At 50.9% G+C, this 19,808-nt stretch carries 21 protein-coding genes; 1 reads left to right on the forward strand and 20 read right to left on the reverse strand.

Annotated features, from left to right (window positions below; translation table 11 throughout):
* From BLW59_RS14825 to BLW59_RS14870, 11 genes are all read right to left on the reverse strand, one after another.
* On the reverse strand, positions 1 to 296 hold a 296-nt coding region (locus tag BLW59_RS14825; protein ID WP_139283707.1), incomplete at its 3' end, for a helix-turn-helix domain-containing protein.
* 383 nt (positions 297 to 679) lie between these two features.
* Positions 680 to 1,147, reverse strand: coding sequence for a hypothetical protein (locus BLW59_RS14830; RefSeq protein WP_318258657.1), 468 nt, complete (start codon positions 1,145 to 1,147; stop codon positions 680 to 682).
* Between the two features lie 83 nt (positions 1,148 to 1,230).
* Positions 1,231 to 2,637 carry a 1-deoxy-D-xylulose-5-phosphate synthase N-terminal domain-containing protein gene (locus tag BLW59_RS14835; protein ID WP_074698404.1) on the reverse strand — a complete coding sequence of 469 codons (1,407 nt, stop codon included), beginning with the start codon at positions 2,635 to 2,637 and terminating at the stop codon, positions 1,231 to 1,233.
* 152 nt (positions 2,638 to 2,789) lie between these two features.
* Positions 2,790 to 3,623, reverse strand: a complete 834-nt coding sequence (locus tag BLW59_RS14840; protein ID WP_074698405.1) for an SDR family oxidoreductase — start codon at positions 3,621 to 3,623, stop codon at positions 2,790 to 2,792.
* A gap of 16 nt (positions 3,624 to 3,639) precedes the next feature.
* On the reverse strand, positions 3,640 to 4,158 hold the full coding sequence (locus BLW59_RS14845) for a flavodoxin (RefSeq protein ID WP_074698406.1): 519 nt from the start codon (positions 4,156 to 4,158) through the stop codon (positions 3,640 to 3,642).
* A 24-nt stretch (positions 4,159 to 4,182) separates the two neighbouring features.
* Positions 4,183 to 4,500, reverse strand: coding sequence for a DapH/DapD/GlmU-related protein (locus tag BLW59_RS18025; RefSeq protein ID WP_318258659.1), 318 nt, complete (start codon positions 4,498 to 4,500; stop codon positions 4,183 to 4,185).
* Complete coding sequence (locus BLW59_RS18030; RefSeq protein ID WP_217634633.1) at positions 4,467 to 4,745, reverse strand: hypothetical protein; 279 nt, start codon at positions 4,743 to 4,745, stop codon at positions 4,467 to 4,469. Before BLW59_RS18030 ends, BLW59_RS18025 begins: the two co-directional genes overlap by 34 nt.
* Positions 4,746 to 4,769: 24 nt before the next feature.
* Positions 4,770 to 5,762 (reverse strand): aldo/keto reductase, encoded by a 993-nt coding sequence (locus BLW59_RS14855; protein WP_074698407.1) that lies wholly within the window; start codon positions 5,760 to 5,762, stop codon positions 4,770 to 4,772.
* 49 nt (positions 5,763 to 5,811) lie between these two features.
* Positions 5,812 to 7,107: an alpha/beta fold hydrolase gene (locus BLW59_RS14860; RefSeq protein ID WP_318258661.1), complete on the reverse strand. Its 1,296-nt coding sequence runs from the start codon at positions 7,105 to 7,107 to the stop codon at positions 5,812 to 5,814.
* Positions 7,079 to 7,762, reverse strand: a complete 684-nt coding sequence (locus BLW59_RS14865; RefSeq protein ID WP_081348559.1) for a flavodoxin — start codon at positions 7,760 to 7,762, stop codon at positions 7,079 to 7,081. The genes BLW59_RS14860 and BLW59_RS14865 overlap by 29 nt, the downstream gene beginning before the upstream one ends.
* 13 nt (positions 7,763 to 7,775) lie before the next feature.
* Entirely contained in the window at positions 7,776 to 8,204 is a 429-nt protein-coding gene (locus tag BLW59_RS14870) for a nuclear transport factor 2 family protein (protein ID WP_074698409.1), read from the reverse strand.
* A gap of 167 nt (positions 8,205 to 8,371) precedes the next feature.
* Between BLW59_RS14870 and BLW59_RS14875 the strand changes: the two genes are divergently transcribed.
* The gene (locus BLW59_RS14875) at positions 8,372 to 9,259 is read left to right on the forward strand and encodes a LysR family transcriptional regulator (RefSeq protein ID WP_074698410.1); all 888 of its coding nucleotides are present in this window, start codon (positions 8,372 to 8,374) and stop codon (positions 9,257 to 9,259) included.
* 112 nt (positions 9,260 to 9,371) lie between these two features.
* Here the strand turns inward: BLW59_RS14875 and BLW59_RS14880 are convergent, their stop codons facing one another.
* From BLW59_RS14880 to BLW59_RS14915, 9 genes are all read right to left on the reverse strand, one after another.
* Positions 9,372 to 10,802 (reverse strand): 6-phospho-beta-glucosidase, encoded by a 1,431-nt coding sequence (locus tag BLW59_RS14880; protein ID WP_074698411.1) that lies wholly within the window; start codon positions 10,800 to 10,802, stop codon positions 9,372 to 9,374.
* Between the two features lie 138 nt (positions 10,803 to 10,940).
* Positions 10,941 to 12,818 carry a glucose PTS transporter subunit IIA gene (locus tag BLW59_RS14885; RefSeq protein ID WP_074698412.1) on the reverse strand — a complete coding sequence of 626 codons (1,878 nt, stop codon included), beginning with the start codon at positions 12,816 to 12,818 and terminating at the stop codon, positions 10,941 to 10,943.
* A gap of 191 nt (positions 12,819 to 13,009) precedes the next feature.
* The gene (locus tag BLW59_RS14890; protein ID WP_074698413.1) at positions 13,010 to 13,885 is read right to left on the reverse strand and encodes a MurR/RpiR family transcriptional regulator; all 876 of its coding nucleotides are present in this window, start codon (positions 13,883 to 13,885) and stop codon (positions 13,010 to 13,012) included.
* A gap of 78 nt (positions 13,886 to 13,963) precedes the next feature.
* A complete protein-coding gene (locus BLW59_RS18230) occupies positions 13,964 to 14,776 on the reverse strand; it encodes a hypothetical protein (RefSeq protein WP_318258664.1) in 813 nt (270 codons plus the stop codon).
* On the reverse strand, positions 14,745 to 16,526 hold the full coding sequence (locus BLW59_RS14895) for a hypothetical protein (protein ID WP_318258665.1): 1,782 nt from the start codon (positions 16,524 to 16,526) through the stop codon (positions 14,745 to 14,747). The genes BLW59_RS18230 and BLW59_RS14895 overlap by 32 nt, the downstream gene beginning before the upstream one ends.
* 13 nt (positions 16,527 to 16,539) lie before the next feature.
* On the reverse strand, positions 16,540 to 17,016 hold the full coding sequence (locus BLW59_RS14900) for a pyridoxamine 5'-phosphate oxidase family protein (RefSeq protein ID WP_074698414.1): 477 nt from the start codon (positions 17,014 to 17,016) through the stop codon (positions 16,540 to 16,542).
* 192 nt (positions 17,017 to 17,208) lie between these two features.
* Positions 17,209 to 18,348, reverse strand: coding sequence for an alpha/beta hydrolase (locus BLW59_RS14905; protein ID WP_217634634.1), 1,140 nt, complete (start codon positions 18,346 to 18,348; stop codon positions 17,209 to 17,211).
* A 385-nt stretch (positions 18,349 to 18,733) separates the two neighbouring features.
* The gene (locus BLW59_RS14910) at positions 18,734 to 19,378 is read right to left on the reverse strand and encodes a flavodoxin family protein (protein WP_074698415.1); all 645 of its coding nucleotides are present in this window, start codon (positions 19,376 to 19,378) and stop codon (positions 18,734 to 18,736) included.
* Between the two features lie 183 nt (positions 19,379 to 19,561).
* The coding region (locus BLW59_RS14915; protein WP_074698416.1) for a transposase at positions 19,562 to 19,808 on the reverse strand (247 nt) is incomplete at its 5' end.

Raw genomic sequence — 19,808 nt, forward strand, 5'->3', positions numbered from 1 at the left:
CTTAGCTGATGTGTGTCGTGAATAGCATATTTGCGACATATATCCATCAAGCTGCCCTCACCATTCAAATAACTGATAACGGCCCGGGTCTTGAGTTCTGCTGTGTAAACACGATTGCGTTTACGCGGCGAAAAAGCTGAGGAGCCCTCCGATTCGTACTGATATATCCATTCGTCAATGGTTGTCCTATTTACTTGTAATAATGATGCGGCTTCACTACGTGTCATTCTACCCGAAAGGCATTCTTGGGCAACTCTGGTTTTCTCTTCTGCTGTTGCTTTTTGCTTACATGGCATGAAAAATCCCCCTATGATGACAGTTTTATTTTTTACTGTCTCTCATAGGGGGAGCATATCATCCATCAAGCCAGGTCTTTTTCTATGGGAAAGAATCTCTGTACCAATACGTAGCCATCCAAACAACCTCCCCTTATAAACTCTCGCTCCCATTTGACACATGCCATCATATAGACACTAAAAAAGCAGATACCGAATTAAAAACTCAGTATCTGCTTATCCGCAACAATATTACGTTGCCATCCAAACAACCTATCAGAGGGACAGGAGCACCATCACTCGAATCGTGTCGATAACCTTGCGTTTGTTCCCAGCCTCATTATCCGGAAAATACCGCGCGTGCTTAATAAACATATCAAATTCCAGCAAACAGACGAAATCCCCTAACAGCTCCATTTTGTATGGTAAATATCTATCTCCGGCATATCCTCTGCCGTGTAGACATTGCTGCCCGGAAACGCCTTGTTGATGAAAAACAAGGGCGACGCATAGGAGGAAAACACCGGGTCGATGAGAATGCGCCTGCCTCCCAGCTGCAAAAAGAAGGTCGAGTGTCCCATCCACACTGCAGCATCACGGGAAGGATTCAGCTCATGCAAATCCGTCTTATGACTGAGCAGGGACTCCTGCGGAGAAAGTTCTGACTTGTCCCCAAAGAGGAATTTTGCCATGGCCACAAAGCGGTTCTCACCGCTTTCCTCATTCATGACCTGCACCGGCACCAGATTCTGGAACTGGCCGTCCACATAGTGTGGCGAGGCCTCCATGCGCACCAGTCGCGCCCCCTGTGGCAGCCTGCCAAATTCCGGGCGGTTCACAAAAAGCGCCCCGCCCCCCGCCATCATTCCCAAGGCTCCAAGACCTCCTAAAATAAATGTTCTTCGCTTCATAAAGCTGCCCCTCTGCCCAATCAATCTATTGTCATTCAATAACTTTACAGATTAGCCAGAATATCCTCTGCGATCTGTGCAGCCGTCAGGTGATTTTCTTTGGCCAATGCCTCATAATCATAACGGTCATAGAATTTCTTCGACAAACCGAAGTTCAATACCTTCATTTTGTCTGCACTATAGAAACGGGCAATCTTTTCGCCAAAGCCGCCGTCCAGGACGCCATCTTCCAAGGTTACCACCAATTCATGATTAGCTTTCAGTTTCTCCAGCAGTTCCTTGTCCTGTCCGGTGATAAAGAGAGGATTGATGAGGGTGGCCTCTATGCCCTGTTCTTTGAGCTTAGCCGCAGTTTCTTCCGCCAGGTTGTAGAAATTACCCAAACCAATGAGGGCTACATGGCTGCCGTCCTTCACCACTTCATACTTATTGAGTTCATCATAGGATTCACGCACGGGACGCTTGGAACTGCCCACCATGGCATGGGGGACACGAATGGCCACGGGATACTTCTCCTGCGGAATTGCCCAATCCAGCATGGCCTGGTATTCTTCCGGCGAAGTCGGTGCCAAATACACCAGGTTTGGGATATTGCTCATCATGGGAATGTCGTAAAAACCAAGATGGGTCACATCGTTCATGCCATACATAGACGCCCAGAACACCAGGAAGGTGGCAGGGTTATTATTGACGCATACGTCCTGGGAAAGCTGATCATAGGTGCGCTGGAAGAAGGAAGAAAAGTCGCCAAAAACGGGATGAGCACCATTGCGTGCCAGACCTGATGCCATGGCCACGGCCTGCTCCTCGGCAATGCCTACATCAAGGTAATGCTTGCCCAAAGCCCGACGGCGCTCCTGCGTGAGCCCCATGCTGGACGGCGTAGCAGCAGAAATGGCGATGAATTTCTCATCTTCCCTGGCCAGCCGCAGGAAGGTTGCTGCCGTCTGTTCGGCATAGGGATCTACCATTTCCTGTCTGGCTTCACCCGTTTCGATATCAAAGGGCATGTGCCAGTGCCAGTCTTCCTTGTTTTCCTCAGCCAGCTTGTCCCCCTTGAGGTCACGAGCCTTGGCCAGTCCCGTGGCCAGGCTGATAGAAGTGGAGGTATGCCCCACATTGAACATATCGTGCTCGCTTTCCTCAGGATTGGTATATCCGGATACATCATCATAATGCTCCGCATAGAGGTACGCATCCTTGCGTCCCGTCAGCATCTTATGGGGATAGGCCTGATGGGAGATATCAAAGACAAATTTATCTTTCGGTGAATCAAAAACTGTATGCAGGGCAATGATGCACTCTACGATACCGAAATCAGGACCGAAGTGGCCGCCATGGACGCTGGCCCGCTTCAGCATAGCCTCCCGCATTTCCTGTGCCAGCACCTTGCGCTGTTCTTCGTTAAAAGCTTTAATATCCTGCGGCCCACTGATTTTCTCTAAATACATGACATGCTCCTTTGCTATATCTGTAAACATCTTCGGCAGATGTCTGTAAGTCTATACCTTGGAGTCAGCTTCAAGTCAAGTTTTTTTGCAGAAAATAATCCCCCTATGGTTTTGGCCATAAGGGGATTATTGAGATGCTCAACCAGCAGGATTCATTGGTCCGGCTGCAACGGTCCATAATAATAGGAAGCCGTAGCACCACCGTCTACCAAAAAGGTTGAGCCGGTAATAAACTGTGCCCTTGTGCTCATGAGAAGCTCTGCTACATCAGCCACTTCATCAGCGGTGCCCGGGCGGCCTGCAGGGCATTTGGCGAACATATTCTTGTAAAAATCACCACGCGGACCATTGAATTCATCTATGGCCAGAGGCGTGACAATGATACCGGGCGCAATATCATTGATGCGTGCGCCCCGCTCGCCCCAGCGAACAGCTTCATACATCGTGCGTTTTTCATTGCAGCGTTTAGCCAGCTGATAAGCATGGAGAGTATCCTTTATCTTTTCCGGCTGCAAAAAATCCAGCTTTAACAACTCCTCTGTCGGCGTCATTGCCAGTGCCCTGTCCTGCTCCGGCGTGAGTGCCGGCATGCGATGCCCGGACTGACTGGAGATAATCACACCTGTACCGCCCAGGGCAATAACCTTGCCCACTTCTTCCATCAACACTGCTGTCCCATAGAGGTCAACCTGCAAAATCACTTCAATCGGAGCCTGCGAAGGTGAAACACCGGCACCACAGACCAATGCTTTTACTTCACCATATTCCGTTGCTTTTTGCACCATAGCCTGAATAGAAGTCCGCACAGACATGTCCATCACAAACGGCTCCACATCAAAGCCTGCCTGATTCATGATTTCAGCAACCGCCTGTGCATTGTTTTCTTTTTTATCCCCAAGGATAATCTTCTTGCCATAGCCCATGCGGCGGGCAATAGCCATCGAAATCTGCCCGGCACCTGTGACAATCATAACCTCTTTGCTCATTTTATCTATCCCCTTTTTAGGCAAGATTCTTCTTTGCCCAGGCAGCCACTTTTTCTTCAGAACCTGCGGCGGCTCCCCCCGTTATAGCCAGCCCTTCTCCGACCACGGCACCACGGCAGTATTTCTTCAAAGCAGCAGGAGCACCGGCAATGCCACTACCCTCATGCGTCATCACAGGGAACACCTTTTTACTGCTGAAATCCAGTGCTTCCAGCTGGGTGAATACCGCCACAGGATAAGTTCCCCACCAGCACGGGCCGGCCACAACGATATTGTCATATTCTGCCACCGAGTCCAGCATTTTCACCAATTCCGGGCGGTCATTGTTGCGCAGTTCCTCTTTGGCTTCAATCGTACACTGCGTATAATCAATCGCATAGGACTTTTTCGTTTCTACCTCGAATACATCCGCCCCTACTGCCTTTTGGATAAACTCTGCCACAATTTCCGTATTGCCTTTCGGTAAATCCACAATACTGCCACTTACATAATTCTGACCCTTGCGGGAATAATAGATTACCAATGTCTTGGCCATTTTACTTTGCCCCCTCTCGTAAACTTAATCTAATTTCTTAACGACCTTTGCCGGTACGCCGACAGCCATACAGTTATCAGGAACATCTTTCGTAACCACGGCACCGGTGCCGACAATCGCATTTTCTCCAATGGTTACACCGGGCAAAATGCTGACTCTCGCGCCAATCCAGGCATTTTTCTTGATATGGATTTCCTTGGTCATGACCGTACGGATATTTTTCGGTTCATGATTGACGGTAAACAGCCCTACTTCCGGTCCCAACATAACCCCATCTTCAATCGTAATGGTGCCCAGAGACATCATGGTCAGATTATGATTGGCAAAGACATTTTTTCCCACAAATACCCGATTGCCGCAATCAATCTGAAAAGGCGGCGAAAATAGGAATCTGTGAACTCGGTATTGGACAGAAGTTCCTTTTCCTGTTTCAGAATATTTTCTTTGTCGTTTACATCCGTGGCGTTGATTTTCTGACACAGACTGGCACAGCGATTGATCTCACTATGCACCTGCTCCACATAATCCTCCTGCCGGATATCATATGCTGCGCCCTTGCGCATTTTTTCAAATACATTTATAGACATAAAATTTGTTATACCTCCTCCCCATTAAAAAGCCCCCGTCTTAATGTGCGGCACGTAAGGTGCTTCAAGTGCCTTTATTTCTTCTTCATCAAGTTTAATGTCCAGTGCAGCTACGGCTTCTTCAATATGCTTTACATCCGTTGTTCCCACAATCGGCGCAGTGATATAAGGCTTAGAGAGCATCCATGCCAGAGATTCTTGCGCCATGCTGCGACCATGCTCCTTGGCAATCTTTTCCAAATTATCAATGACCACTTTATCTACATCATTGGTCGCATTCCAGACCATAGGCGAAACATCGTCAATCTTATTGCGTTCCGTCACCATTCCCCACGGATGGGCACAACGGCCACCAGCCAAAGGACTCCAAGGAACTACCGCCATTTTTCTATCCTGACAAAGCGGCATGATTTCCCGTTCTTCTTCACGATAAATCAAATTATATTGTGGCTGCAGGGAAACAAATTTCGTCCAGCCATGTTTCTCTGCGATATTCTGCATTCGTTCCAACTGCCAGGCAAAGATAGTCGATGCTCCAATATAACGAACTTTACCACTCTTTACCACATCATGGAGCGCCTCCATGGTTTCTTCCATTGGTGTATTCGCATCCAGTCGATGGATCTGATACAAATCAATATAGTCGAGTCCCAAGCGCTCAAGACTATGATCGATTTCCGCCATGATATTTTTTCTAGAGGTGCCACCGCCATTAGGGCGGCCAGGACGCATTTCAAAATTCACCTTCGTTGCCACAACGATTTCATCACGATTTAAGCCAAAATCTTTGATGTAACGCCCTGTAATTTCCTCACTGGAACCCATCTGATAAACATTTGCCGTATCGAAATAGTTGATACCTAGGTCAATAGCCTTTTTGAAAATTGTCTTTCCCTCTTCATAGTCCTTAGCCCAGGGAAATACACCATTCTCCTTGCCCGGCTTGCCAAAGCTCATCATCCCCAGACAAATCCGCGAAACATCCATCCCCGTATTACCAAATTTTACATACTGCATTTGTCATTACTCCTTTTGAAACATCGCATTAACACACAAGCGAAAAGCATTATTTATCTAGGCCTTTTTCTTTTAGCCATTTAATTGCCAATTCCATAATCTGCTTATTATTCTTTTCCTGCATAAGAAAATGCGAATTCCCCTTAATCCCAATATCCGGCAAATGTACCAAAGTCGCATCACCACCATGACGATTTATAGCAGCAACAAACTGTTGTGCCATTGCGTACTCAGTGCCCCACTTATCCTCGCCAACATTTTCCGAACCGATTTTTATGTAATCGCCATAATACAACACAATAGGAATTCTGGTGAGTTTTAGAAAATCTTCCATAGGAACGCCCATGGCCGAAGCCGAGAGGGCCTTAAAACGCGCATCCGTTATTTTAGGCATCTCGTTTTCCGGGAACACAAAAGGCGTTCCTCCCGGTTCATAGGCAATAATAGCCTTCACTTTATCTGTACGGATAGCTGTACGCCAACCAATTGTTCCGCCCATAGAGTGAGATACCAACACCGCTCCATCTTTTTGGCGATTAAAAAGTTTTGCCAGTACATCGGCATTGAGGTCATTATCCAGTGGACCCGAGCCTATTGTCCAGCTTTGCTGAAAAGCTTGATAATTTTCTTCTCCAGCCGGGAACTGGGCATTGGGAACTGGATTGCCTTTCTCGTCATAATGGCCAATACGCGAAAGCACATATAGTGTTTTATCTCCATACATGGGATTACTTGCCCAAGGTGTGTCCGGCGTTACTGCCTCCGTGGAAAGATTGGCTTCGCCACTACGGGGCTGGTCTACCAGATATACGGAATAACCGGCTCGCAAAAACATCGTATTGAACCCTTCCCGTCCATCCGGGCCGGATTCCCATGTACGTTTTGACTGAGCACCACCATGCTGAAAAATCAACGGCAGTTTTTTGGCTTTGACGGGCTTTTGATACTCCACATAAGCAAAATCGCCATAAGCTCTCTGCCCATCTTCTGCAACAAAATTCTCCTGCGTGAATTTTCCTGCATGCTGTTTATAACTGCCGCCCACCGTAAATGAACCTTGCTCCTCGATGGTAATTGGCGTAGCAGATACAAAACCAATATTAAGTGACAACAGCACACTTGCCGTAAGAATGCTGTGGTATATCTTTTGTTTTAAGTGCATTTTCGCTCCCTCCAACCTGTTATAAGGCCATTGTTCCAGTTTTGCCGAAGGCAAAACTTCCTCTTGGCCTTTCAACGAGGCGGGAGATATTAACTCGCCGCCTGTTAGTAAGTTACTGTCCCCACTTATAGAAGTGGGGGACATCTTGTACTCGTTATAATACGCCCATATTTCTAAGTTCATTCAGCCATGTCTTTACCTGCGGGCGAACACTCTCTGTTTCCTGCTGGACACGTTTACCGGACAAACCCAGCCCCGGCAATTTTACCTGCGCACCCTTGGCGTAACGCGGAATAACCCTGTCCTCCAGCCCGGTCATAACATCGCCTGCCGAAGTACAGAAGGGAATGACCGTCTTGCCCTGCCAATCGTAGCTTTCCATAAATGTATAGACCGGCATGGGTAAATCACTCCACCAAATGGGATAACCAAGAAATACGATGTCATAATCTTGAAAATTCGTTATTTTTGTGGCTAACTGCGGCCGCGCATCCTGCGCTTTTTCAGCTTTGGCTTCTTCGGTACATGCCCGATAATCCGTAGCGTATTCCTTCACGGTCTTAATTTCAAACACATCTGCATCAGGAATTTCTTCAGCAATAATATCTGCTAAAATATGCGTATTGCCCTTTTCGATATAGCCAACTTCATAGTTATCGCCTTTACGTGAAAAGAACGCCACGAGAATCTTCTTTCCTTTTACTCCTTCGGCAACAGGCCCTGCATTTTCAGCAGCTACTGCCGGAGAGGCGGCTTTATCGCTGAAAATACCACAACCTGAAAACAACAGCCCCAAGGTTCCTATGCCGGTCAGCCGAATAAAATCTCTGCGCTTCATACATATCAATCTCTTACAGATCCTGCTTTTTCGTGATGACAAAATGCTGCTCACGCTCTTTGATGAGCCATTTGCCCTCCTGCTTCACCAGCTTATCCGTATAGCGGATGTAGTTGTCCGATACCACATCATGGCCGTTTTCCTCCATCACGAGGGCCGCCCGACAGTAATGCACGTCCGTGGCCGTATCGCCATCTAACGTAATGACCTGCTGACCATTTTGATGGTGCGATGCTTTGATGCCGCCCGTAAAGGCGCTGAACTGTTTTTCCAAGGTATCCCGTCCATGAATATCCATCGTGAGCTTATCGCCCATATAGACCATGACATGAACATCTTCGGTGAAATAAACCATCTGCGCCGGCACATTGCACTCCAGATTGGCAAAACCGTCAATAACCTCACGAATCTCTTCTTTTGCTTCCAAAATCTCCAGTGACATGTGTATACCCCTTTCATCGCATCTGCATTTCCTCTTGTTGGTTTCATTATAGCGGTGCTATATCAGAATATCCAATTGTAAGTTTAGATTATCAATTTAATTATTTTATTAAAATCATTGCATTACCAGGGGCCAGGCGCTATACTGCAAGTAAGGAGGACGCACTGATGAATACCAAGCAGATGGAATATATACTGGAGCTGGCGCAGGTGCTGAATTTCAACCGTGCAGCCGAAAATCTCTTTATCTCTCAGCCTACACTGACCTATCAGATAAAGATGGTGGAAAACGAGATTGGCTTTGCCCTTTTTGAACGCTCCGGCAAGGGCGCGATGCTCACACCGGCAGGAGCACAATTCGTCGGCACCTTGCGCACGCTTTACGGACAGCTGAAGGATGCCATTGAGCAAGGGCAGAATTTCAGCGCCAAATACGCCGAAAGCATCCGCCTTTCCCTGCCCATCCGTTCCGCCATCTATTTCCTGCCCCAGGTCATAGCCCAGTTCAGCCGCAGCTTTCCCGCCGTCAACATAGTCCCGAGCTTTGACTGGCAGCATGGACAGGAATCCTTTCTGCAAGGGGAGCAGGATGTGACCTTTGCCATGGAATACACCATGAAGCGGGTACCGGATGTGACCTGCCACCATCTTTTTGACAGCCGCATCTACCTCATCACGGAGAAAAATGACAGCCTGACAAAAAAGCCGCTGGTTACGCCCAGCGACTTAAAAGGTCGTACACTTATGGTAGGCGGCGGCTCCCCGCCCATGCTGCGTGCCCTGCAGCAGCGCATGATCAGTGAAATCCAGGTGGACTATTTCAACAGCCCCGACCATGACAACACCCTCACCAATGTGGCGGCCCACAAAGGGGTATGCCTGGCCCCCGGTTTCTTAAATGACCACAACGGCGAATTTGCCTGGCTGGACTTTGACAGCGATGTCGTCATCCCCTGCGGTGTCTACACCCATAAAAACGACAAGCGCCAATCCCTGCACGCTTTTATTGAGCTTTTGCAGCACTTCTACCGTGACCAGCCGGATTTCAAGGTCTAAATCATAATCTTCCAGTAAATCGATAACATCAATATACCATCAATGAAGTTCTGAAGCAACACCCCAAGGCTCCTGTCAATGCTGACAGGAGCCTTGGGGCTAAAATCTTCTTTTAAAGCTTCTCGCCGTTGCTTTCGATAACCTCCTTGTACCAGAAGAAGGATTTTTTCTTTTCCCGGCGCAGGGTGCCTTCACCCTTATTGTTCTTGTCCACATAGATGAAGCCGTAGCGCTTCTCCATTTCACCAGTGCCGGCGGATACCAGGTCAATGGGGCCCCAGGTGAGATAGCCCAGGAGGTCTACGCCGTCTTCGTCAATGGCCTTCTTAACTTCGCTGATGTGGGCGCGGAAGTATTCGATGCGGGCATCATCGTGTATCATGCCGTCAGCCTGCTTGTCTGCTTCCGTCTCGTGGAGGCCGATGCCGTTTTCCACGATCATCATGGGCAGCTCATAGCGCTCCTGCACCAGGTTCAGGGCATAGCGCAGGCCCACCGGGTCAATTTTCCAGCCCCAGTCGGATTTCTTCAGATAGGGGTTGTCCACCCCACGGGAGAACTCGTCTGCATCGTCATTCTGATGAACAGAGCTCATGACCTCTGTCTGGTAGTAGCTGAAGGCGAAGTAATCCACCTTGCCGGCCTCCAGAATTTCCAGGTCACCCTCTGCCATCTCGATATGATAGCCCTTGTTTTCCCACTCTTTCAGCACATAGGTGGGATAATGGCCCCGGCACTGCACATCGGAGAAGAACCAGGTCCTGTCCATTTCCTTCAGCGCCAGGATGGCGTCTGCCGGGCGGCAGCTTTCCGTATAGACAGGGCCGATGTTCAGCATGCAGCCAATCTGGAATTTTGGGTTGATTTTATGTCCTTCTATCACAGCCTTGGCAGAGGCCACGAATTCGTTGTGAGCTACCTGATAGAGCACCAATTTCCTGTCTTCGCCCTCCTTGTAGGTGAAGCCGGAGTTGGTTACGGCGAAGAAGGGCACATCGGTATTGCGCTGGTTGTTGATCTCGTTGAAGGTCATCCAGTATTTGACCTTGTCTTTATAGCGCTCAAAGCAGGTGGTGGCGAATTTCACGAAGAAATCCACGACCTTGCGGTTGCGGAAACCGCCGTATTCCGTCACCAGATGGTAGGGCAGCTCGAAGTGGCAGAGGGTCACTACCGGCTCGATGCCCAAGCGGTTCATTTCGTCAAAGAGGTCATCGTAGAATTTCAGCCCTGCTTCGTTGGGTGCCTCCTCATCTCCCTTGGGGAAGATGCGGGTCCAGGCAATGCTGGTGCGGAAGGCCTTGAAGCCCATTTCAGCCATGAGGGCCAGGTCTTCTTTGTAGTGGTGGTAAAAGTCGATGGCTTCGTGGTTGGGGTAAATCTTGCCCTCGATGACACCATCGGTAATCTCCCTGGGCTTGCCGTAGCCGCCTACGGTCATGACATCAGCCACGCTGACGCCCTTGCCCCCCTCCTGCCAGGCTCCTTCCAGCTGATGGGCAGCCACAGCGCCGCCCCATAAAAATCCTTCAGAAAATGACATAGTGTAAACCTCCTAAGATAAGTTTTTATGCTAAGATGCTCGGAGCACAGGCACAGCAACGCTCCACTTGAGATTTTGCCTGCGGCAAAATTTCACACGTTACGCTTATGCTGTACCTGTACCCCTCGCTTGATATGATCAAGCGGGAACCACATCCATCAGCTTGTCCCCCACTGCATGTTCACCTACGCTGGGCACCAGGTCGGCGTAATTGTCTGCATTGGTGATGACCATGGGAGTGGAGACGGACATGCCTTTCCCTTTGATGAAGGGAATATCGAACTCGATGAGCAGGTCGCCCTTCCTGATGCTGTCACCGTTCTTGACATGAGCCTTGAAGCCCTCGCCTCCCAGTTTCACGGTATCCAGGCCGATGTGAATGAGGATTTCGGCGCCGGTGTCACTCTTGAGACCGATGGCATGGAGGGTTTCAAAGAGCATCATGACCTGGCCGTCGCAGGGAGCGTAGAGCTTGCCTTCTGCAGGCTCTATGACCACGCCTTTGCCCATGGCGCCGCTGGCAAAAGCCGGGTCGGGGCAGGCGGACAGAGGCTTCACTTCACCCTTGAGAGGGCTGGAAAATTCGAAGGGAATGGCGGGCTGAGGTTCTTCTCCGTCAGCTGCCGGTTCGTCAGCAGCAGCTTCAGCCTTGTCCTCAAAGCCTACCAGCTGCACCAGGGCAAAGGCGCCAATCAGAGCGATGGCAGTGCCTGCGGCAGCGCCGGTGAGAGAGCTGGGGTTGGCGGCGTTGTAAGCGTTGGGGACGGTGAGGAGACCTGCCAGGCCGGCAAAGGCATAGTAAAGAGTACCGAAGAAGGAGGAAACCAGGGAGCCTGCGGCCGAGGCCACGCAAGCGCATATGAAGGGTTTCTTCAAAGGCAGGGTGATACCGTAGATGGTAGGCTCGGTGATGCCGAAAAGGCCCGTAAGACCTGCGGACATGGCCACACTCTTGGTCTTTTTGCTCTTGCTCTTGAACCAGACACCGAAGACAGCGCCAACCTGGGCGCAAACGGCAATGCCACAGAAGGCCTGCAGGGTGGAGAAGCCCACCTGCTCAAATTCTGTCAAGAAGATAGGCACGAAGGTCCAGTGAACACCGAAGATGACGAAGACCTGCCAGAAGGCACCGAAGACCATGGCGCAGAGCCAGGGCAGATGGGTGTAAAAAGCCTGGAAGGCCGTGGAAAGGCCATGGGCCACGCCGGAGGTGATGGGGCCTACCACCAGGAGAGTGGCTGGCACCATGATGAGGTAGCTGCAGAGAGGTACGAAGATGGGCTGCAGCACTTCGGGCAGATGGCTTTTAAAGAACCTTTCCACATACACCAGCAGGGCCAGCACGATAATCGGGGGCAGCACTGTGGAGGTGTAGGTGGTCTCAGCCAGGGGCAGCATCATGAAGGTGAGAGACTCACCTGTGGCGATGCGGCCTGCAATCTCACCCCAGGAAGGGTTCACCAGGGCGCAGCAGCACAGCACTGCCAGCAGGGTATCAACCTTGAAATACTTGGAACCGGCCAGGGCTATGAGTATCGGCAGATAGGTGAAAGGCGTCCAGGACATATAAGTCAGCACTTGGAAGGTGGTATTTTCCACCACCTCCGGGGCGATGGCCGTGGCTATGATCAGGGCCCCCTGCAGCAGACCGCAGGCAGCCAGCACATAGACAATGGGCGAAACGCAGCCGGAGATGGCGCCGATGATAGCAGCGGCTATGCTTTTCTTAGCCTGGGTGCCGCCTGCCCCTGCTTCCAGGTGAAGCATTTTGGCAGCGACATTGTAAACATCGGTGACATGGGTGCCGATAACAACCTGGAACTGCCCACCGCTTTCCACCACGGTGATGACGCCGGCCATGGCGGCTACCTTATCTTTGGCATCAGACGGTGTTTCCTTCAGCACCAGCCTCAGGCGGGTGGCGCAGTGAGTGGCGTCGGAAATGTTATCCCTGCCGCCTACAGCCGCGATGATATCGCCGGCCAGTTTTTCATAATCTCGGACTTTCGAGGACATGCACTATCTTCCTTTCCCAATCATTTGTAAAATCAATATCATCCTTTCGACAGTTGACAATATAGCACAGGCTTTTTCTCACTTCAATCCGTTTGGGCGCTTTCGGGACGGTGTTCACAAAAAAAGAGAGCCTGTCGGCTCTCGTGTAAACAGTGTTTACAAATTGTATATAATTTATGATATACCCAGTGTCACCATAAACGGTCTTTATCTTCATAGTGACCCAGGCAGTTATCCATGCGTCCGGAAAATTCTTCTATGCCGTCAAAGTCCTGGGCCAGCAGCAGACCAAAGAGCACATCCTGGTAGTAGCGCACCCCCACGGAAAAGATCATGCTGCCCATATCCATATAGTCAAGGGTATTGGCATTGGCCACATAGAGGAATTCGTCGGCGTATTTGGCCAGGGGTGTTTTTTCTGAAGATGAGAGGAGCACTATGGGAGCTCCCTGCTGTTTCAAGATCTTTGCCGTCCTGAGAAGCCTTTTATTGGAGCCGGTGCGACTGATAATAATGGCCAGATGGGAAGCATCAGAGAGCATGGCCTGGGCCAGTTGGGAGGTCAGGGAGATGTTGGCTACAGCCACGCACTTCACCTGCAGCAGATTGTAAACCATCATCTGAGCCAGCTGGAAGTTTTGGTCATAGGCATAAATATCCATGACTTTGGCTTCCCGCATCATCTGCGCCACCCGCACCACCTGCTCCATCTTCATCTCGTTTTTGGTTTCTTCGATGGACTCTATTTCCAGAGCGGCCATCTTCTGGACGATGCCCTCGGGGCCGTCCTGGGCGGTGATGGGACGCTTTATCTTTATCCCCGCGCAGGGGACGGACTCTGTGCGGTTCACTTCGCTGATGAAGCGCAGCTTGAATTCGTTGTAGCCCTTCAGCCCCAGCTTCTGGCAGAGTCGGAAGATGCCTGCGGGGCTGCTGTAGGTCTTTTCTGCCAGCTCCCGGATGGAAAGCTCCGCCATTTCCCGCTTGTGGCTGAGGATGTAGTTGATCATATTCTGCTCTGCAGGAGAAAAGCGTTCCGGCTCCTGCATCTTTCTAAGCAGCCGCATAAATCAGCCCCCTTTGTGCTGGATTTCTCTTTACATTATAGCCTGCAGGAAAAAGGAATTCAACAACCAAGGTGCCTCTCACACTTTTCCCATTTCCCTGGCGATGTATTTGCCCGTAATGCTCTCCTTGCTTCCGGCTGCCATCTCCGGCGTACCGCAGGCTACGACGCGGCCGCCTTTGGCGCCGCCTTCCGGGCCCATGTCAATCAAGTAATCCGCATTGATGATCACATCCAGATCATGCTCTATGACAATCACGGTGGCACCGACTGCCACCAGACGGTCAAAGACCTGCAGGAGCACCTGCACATCCAGCGGGTGCAGTCCAATGGTTGGCTCATCAAAGATAAAGACAGCATCTGCCTGTGTCCTGCCCATTTCACTGGCCAGCTTCAGCCGCTGGGCTTCGCCGCCGGAGAGGGCTGGCGTATCCTCCCCCAGGGTCAGATAGCCCAGTCCCAGGTCATTCAGGGTTGAAAGCTTCCCATGAATCTTCTTCTGACCGGCAAAGAGGGGCAGCGCCTCCTTCACGGTCAGGGAAAGTATTTCCGGCAAAGCATAGCCATGCTCTGCCTCTTTCCCCTGCCAAAGGACAGCTTTGACCTCCTCGCTATAGCGCTGGCCATGGCAATCCGGGCAGGTGATGGTCACATCGGGCAGGAACTGCACATCAAGGGAAATCTGGCCTGTACCATCGCAGGCGGGACAGCGCAGTTTGCCCGTATTATAGGAAAACGCCCCTGCCTTCCACTTTTTCTCCTTGGCCGTGGCAGTGCCAGCATAGAGCTTGCGCAGTTCATCCAGCACACCGCTGTAGGTCGCCACAGTAGAACGGATGTTGATGCCGATAGGCGAGGCATCAATCAGATTGGCCCGGCGTATGCCCGGCACTTATGGCTCTGACCTGGGGTGGCAGCCTGCCCCCTGCAGCACTGGCCGTCAAGGCCGGCAGCAGGCACTCCAGCACCATGGTGGTCTTGCCCGAACCGGATACACCTGTCACCACCGTCAGCCTCCCCTTGGGAATATCCACCTGCAAGGGCCTTACCGTATGCAGCTGATCCGTTTCCAGATGGATGGTGCCCAGCTCAAACATCTTTTCCCAGGATGCGCGCTTCCGCAAGCCGCAGTTGGCCCCACCGTGCAGGAAGGGGGCAATCTTGGAGACTTTGCTTTCAGCCGCCGCCTGCATATCCCCGGCAAAGAGCAAATTGCCCCCCTCGCTGCCAGCCAGCGGCCCCAGCTCAATCATATAGTCAGCATGCTGCAACACATGCACATCATGGTCCACCAAGACCACGGAATTGCCATCCCGCAGCAGGCTGTCAATCACATCCAAAAGCCCCTCAATATTAGCCGGGTGCAGGCCTATGCTGGGCTCATCCAGCACATAGAGCACCCCTGTGGTTTCATTGCGCACGGCTCTGGCCAGCTGCACACGCTTGCGCTCGCCGGTAGAAAGGGTGCTGCTGGCACGATCAAGGGAGAGATAACCCAGGCCCAGCTCCTTCAGCCTGCGGGCGTTATCCAAAAACGACTCGGCAATGCTTTCGGCCATAGGGCGCATTTCCTGGGGCAGGGTATCCGGCACAGCCTTCACCCAGGGAATCAGCTCATCAAGGGTCATGGCCGTGGCCTCGGCTAGATTTTTCCCGGCCAGTTTAGTAGAGCGCACCTTCGCCGACAGCCGTGTGCCCTGGCATTCTGGGCAGGCAGCCTCATGGAGGAATTTTTCCACCCGCTTCATGCCCTTTTCGTCCTTGACCTTCGCCAGGGCATTTTCCACCGTATATACTGCATTATAATAGGTGAAGTCCATCTCAGCGGCCACATTGGTCTTTTCATTGACATAGAGAATATGCCTTTTCTCTGCCGGGCCGTGAAAGACAATCTCCCTCTCTGCGGGGGTCAAGTCACAGAAGGGCACATCAATCCGCACCCCCATTTCCTTGGCGATATCCTTCATCAATGACCACATCAGCGTCTGCCAGGGAGCCACCGCCCCCTCGGCAATGGACAGGCTTTCGTCAGGCACCAGGCTGGCCTCGTCAACCGTACGCACAACGCCTGTGCCGGAGCAGCGTGAGCATGCGCCTTCGGAGTTGAAGGCCATGGCCTCAGCCCCAGGGCCATAAAACTCCTCGCCGCAGACCGGGCATTTCGTGGGCAGCATCAAGGCCACATCCATATTGGGCGGGCAAAGATGCCCCTTGGGGCAGGCATAGCTCCCCAGGCGGGAAAACAGCAGGCGCAGACTGTTCAACAGTTCAGAAGCCGTGCCAAAGGTACTGCGTACTCCCGGAATCCCAGGACGCTGATGAAGGGCCAGAGCCGCCGGCACATGGCGGATTTCCTCCACATCGGCCTTGCCCGCCTGGGTGATGCGGCGGCGGGTGTAGGTGGACAGCGCCTCCAGATAACGGCGGGAACCTTCCGCATACAAGGTTCCCAGCGCCAGGGAAGACTTCCCCGAGCCGGATACCCCGGCAATGGCCACCAGCTTGCCCAAAGGGATGTTCACATCAATGTTTTTCAGATTATGCACCCGGGCACCTCTGACGATGATATTTTTAGGGCGCTCTTTACCTTTGTTTTCGCCTGCAATCGAAATTTCCTCACGAACACCAGCTATATCAGCCATAGCATAAATCTCCTCACGATTCATTGACCAATTTCCCGGTCATATGCTCAGGAAGCAAAGCCAGGCATTGCACTCTGGACAGGGCGTGTTTCAATTCTTTTTCCAGATACGCTTCATCATCGGTGAATTTTCGCACCAGGGAGCTGCAGATTTGTCGCGTCTTCTCCTCATCTGTCACCAGCTGCATCCGCCCAAAGACTACCACGCTCCTGATGTTAAGCGCCCAATCACCGGGCTTTTGCCAACCTTCATCGTGAACACAATAGCTCACCTTATCATAGGCCTTGATGGCATCCATCCTGTGCCCTTCTTTGGCACTGTGGAAATAAAGGACGCCCTCTTCCTCGCAGTACCAGTGATTCATAGGGATGCCGTAGGGATAGCCATCGTCTCCCAGCATGGACAGCACGCCCCGCTTCTGCTCCCGCAAAACTTCCCTGCACTCCGCCTCCGGCAGCTGCTGCTTGAATCTCCGCATCTTCCTAAACATATTATCCTGCCTCCTACAAAAACAGCGCCATCTTCTTATCTGCCAAGACCTACCGATAAGAAAATGACGCTCCTCCCATTACCCGGTGGCAACAGGTGTCAACTCATATTATGTTTCATAGCATAGGGCAAAAGGACAATTTTGTCAATGCATAGACCCAGGATGTATATTCGCAGGGCGGTATTACGGGTATTACTTCAGATTTTTGTCAAAGAAGGCAGCCAGTTTGTCAAAGGGGATCAGAGCTTTATTGTCATAAAGGTCAATATGGGATGCTCCTGGTACGATTACCAGTTCCTTATTGTCTCCCTGCAGCTTCTTGAAGGCATCTTCACCAAAGTAGCGGGAATGGGCTTTTTCGCCGTGAAGCACCAGCACAGCACCCTTGATTTCATCGGCATAGGAGAGAATCGGCATATTCATGAAGGAAAGAGCCGAAGTCTGATTCCAGCCGCCGTTGGAGTTCAGGGAACGGGGATGATAGCCACGCTCCGTCTTGTAATAGGTGTAGTAATCCTTCACAAACCAGGGAGCATCTTCCGGCAGGACATCCGGCACACCGCCGGCATTTTTATAGAAGCCGTTTTTGTAATCTTCGGTGCGCTGGGCGTTCAAGGCTTCACGATTGGCATAGCGTTCCCTTTTCAAAGTTGCTTCATCCTTATCCCTGTCGAAATAGCCATTGGCAATCACCCGGCTCATGTCGTACATGGTGGAAGCCACGGTAGCCTTGATGCGGGTATCGCTGGCTGCTGCATTGAGGGCCATGCCACCCCAGCCGCAGATGCCGATAATGCCGATACGGTCTTTATCCACATTTTCCTGGATGGACAGAAAATCCACTGCTGCGGAAAAATCTTCGGTGTTGATGTCCGGCGAAGCCACATAACGGGGCTGTCCGCCACTTTCCCCGGTGAAGGACGGGTCAAAGGCAATGGTCAAAAAACCTCGCTCAGCCATTTCCTGGGCATAGAGGCCGGAGGACTGCTCCTTGACAGCACCAAAGGGGCCGCTGACGGCAAGGGCAGGGAGCTTGCCTTTGGCATTCCGGGGCACATACATATCAGCTGCCAGCGTAATGCCGTAACGGTTCACAAAAGTCACCTTGCGGTGGTCAACTTTGTCGCTCTTGGGAAAGACCTTGTCCCACTCCTGGGTAAGCTGCAATTTTTCGGCCTTGATCATCCTGTCGCTTTTGACTTCTGCACTCTTCATACCTGCCGCTCCTTTATCTGCTGCCTGCACGCCATTTCCCATCAGGCCAAAGGACATCACGCCTGCCATCAGGGCTGCCAGAACCATCTTCTTGCTTTTGAAAATTTTCTCCACCATCTCTATGCTCCTTTGCTTCACTTGCACCTTTTATCGTTTAGCTTGATTACATTATAGCGATGATGTTCTGCAATTACCAATACTTATAAGAAATAGACAGCTATGCTTATCAGACATATAAATGCATAGATTTGCCTTCATCACAAAGCAGTCCTTTAAGCTTCGGCGTAATATCACACAGGCCAAACAACTTTGTCCTTGCCATTCTTCGGCACCCAATCCAGCAGGAAGGAACGGAAGTTTTGACCAACTTTTGTGAGGACTGAAGATTTGACCCAAGCAAGGTATACGGTTTGACCATATCCAGCAGCAATAGAAAACAGCAAAGAAAATCCCCTGCCATTTGCATCTGGCAGGGGAATCAGGACTGTTGACCTTCTTAAATTCAAACCAGCAAGTTCTTGCCCAATTCATAAGCTGCTGCACACTGCTTAGGGAACATTTCCTCACGATAGGCAGCTTTAGCCTGTGGGTCGAAGATTGAGGACTCATATTTGTCATAGTCGGTGAACTGTGTCGTATTGTACACATAAAGGGTCTTGGTTTCCGCCTGCAGGATTTTGCTGGCAAAACCTTCATGAACGGCAAATTTTTCCCGCATACCAAACTGTTTGACATGCTCCTCCGTCATGTTCATGGTGTAGATAAAGGCATTGGGCAGGGACTTGGGAAATACCGTCGGAATTTCATTGCTGTAAATGTAGTTGGAAAACAGCAGCCTTTCGATAAAGGCGCTCATGCCGGAAGAGAGGTTCATAAAGTAAACAGGCACGCCCATAATCAAGGCGTCGGCCTCCTTGATGCGCTCGATAACCGGCGTTAAATCGTCCTTCATCGCGCAGATGCCATGCTCCTTATCCTTGCGCTTGCAATAAAAGCAGCTGATGCAGCCTTTGAAATTCAGGCTGTACAAGTTAACCAGTTCAGTTTCCGCACCAGCTTCCTTTGCTCCCTTCAAGGCCTGCTGCAAAAGCTCTGCCGTATTGCCGTTGCGCCGCGGGCTGCCATTGATGGCAATTACTTTCTTCATCGAAAAATCCTCCCATCAACAAATACACAAATACTTAAGGTCTTCTTCGACACCAGCCGAAGATTACCTGCTCTGCCAAATAAATATCCCCCGGCACAGCCGGGGGTTTTAGTTTTACGGCCTATAAGGCCTCACCGTTGCCAGCTGCGCTTTACAGCGCCTGTACGGTCCGTCCCTTGCATCTTACTGCCTGCTACCCGTAAACGGGTCCTCAAAGTTTAGCGTCAACTGTTCAGATAGCTCATCCTCCTTCAGCTGTTCCTGTATGTATGTTGCTATTTTCTTCTCATCCTTGCCTACCGTATCCACAAAATATCCCCTACACCAAAACTGACGATTTCTATACTTATATTTCATATTCCCCCATTTTTCGTATATCATTAAGCTGCTTTTCCCTTTCAGGAAGCCCATAAAGCTAGATACACTCATT

Source organism: Selenomonas sp. KH1T6, from assembly GCF_900108415.1.
GTDB classification, from domain to species: Bacteria; Bacillota; Negativicutes; order Selenomonadales; family Selenomonadaceae; genus Selenomonas_B; species Selenomonas_B ruminantium_A.

Excerpts from the sequence above, each read along its gene's own strand:
- BLW59_RS14870 (WP_074698409.1), bottom strand. The coding sequence starts at position 8,204 with ATGTCACTGGAGATTTTGGAAGCAAAAGAAGAGATTCGTGAGGTTATT.
- BLW59_RS14910 (WP_074698415.1), bottom strand. The coding sequence starts at position 19,378 with ATGAAGAAAGTAATTGCCATCAATGGCAGCCCGCGGCGCAACGGCAAT.
- BLW59_RS14835 (WP_074698404.1), bottom strand. The coding sequence starts at position 2,637 with ATGTATTTAGAGAAAATCAGTGGGCCGCAGGATATTAAAGCTTTTAAC.
- BLW59_RS18030 (WP_217634633.1), bottom strand. The coding sequence starts at position 4,745 with ATGTCTATAAATGTATTTGAAAAAATGCGCAAGGGCGCAGCATATGAT.
- BLW59_RS14885 (WP_074698412.1), bottom strand. The coding sequence starts at position 12,818 with ATGTCCTCGAAAGTCCGAGATTATGAAAAACTGGCCGGCGATATCATC.
- BLW59_RS14900 (WP_074698414.1), bottom strand. The coding sequence starts at position 17,016 with ATGTTTAGGAAGATGCGGAGATTCAAGCAGCAGCTGCCGGAGGCGGAG.
- BLW59_RS14890 (WP_074698413.1), bottom strand. The coding sequence starts at position 13,885 with ATGCGGCTGCTTAGAAAGATGCAGGAGCCGGAACGCTTTTCTCCTGCA.
- BLW59_RS14895 (WP_318258665.1), bottom strand. The coding sequence starts at position 16,526 with ATGGCTGATATAGCTGGTGTTCGTGAGGAAATTTCGATTGCAGGCGAA.
- BLW59_RS14875 (WP_074698410.1), top strand. The coding sequence starts at position 8,372 with ATGAATACCAAGCAGATGGAATATATACTGGAGCTGGCGCAGGTGCTG.
- BLW59_RS14840 (WP_074698405.1), bottom strand. The coding sequence starts at position 3,623 with ATGAGCAAAGAGGTTATGATTGTCACAGGTGCCGGGCAGATTTCGATG.
- BLW59_RS14845 (WP_074698406.1), bottom strand. The coding sequence starts at position 4,158 with ATGGCCAAGACATTGGTAATCTATTATTCCCGCAAGGGTCAGAATTAT.
- BLW59_RS14905 (WP_217634634.1), bottom strand. The coding sequence starts at position 18,348 with ATGGTGGAGAAAATTTTCAAAAGCAAGAAGATGGTTCTGGCAGCCCTG.
- BLW59_RS14855 (WP_074698407.1), bottom strand. The coding sequence starts at position 5,762 with ATGCAGTATGTAAAATTTGGTAATACGGGGATGGATGTTTCGCGGATT.
- BLW59_RS14880 (WP_074698411.1), bottom strand. The coding sequence starts at position 10,802 with ATGTCATTTTCTGAAGGATTTTTATGGGGCGGCGCTGTGGCTGCCCAT.
- BLW59_RS14860 (WP_318258661.1), bottom strand. The coding sequence starts at position 7,107 with ATGAACTTAGAAATATGGGCGTATTATAACGAGTACAAGATGTCCCCC.
- BLW59_RS14865 (WP_081348559.1), bottom strand. The coding sequence starts at position 7,762 with ATGAAGCGCAGAGATTTTATTCGGCTGACCGGCATAGGAACCTTGGGG.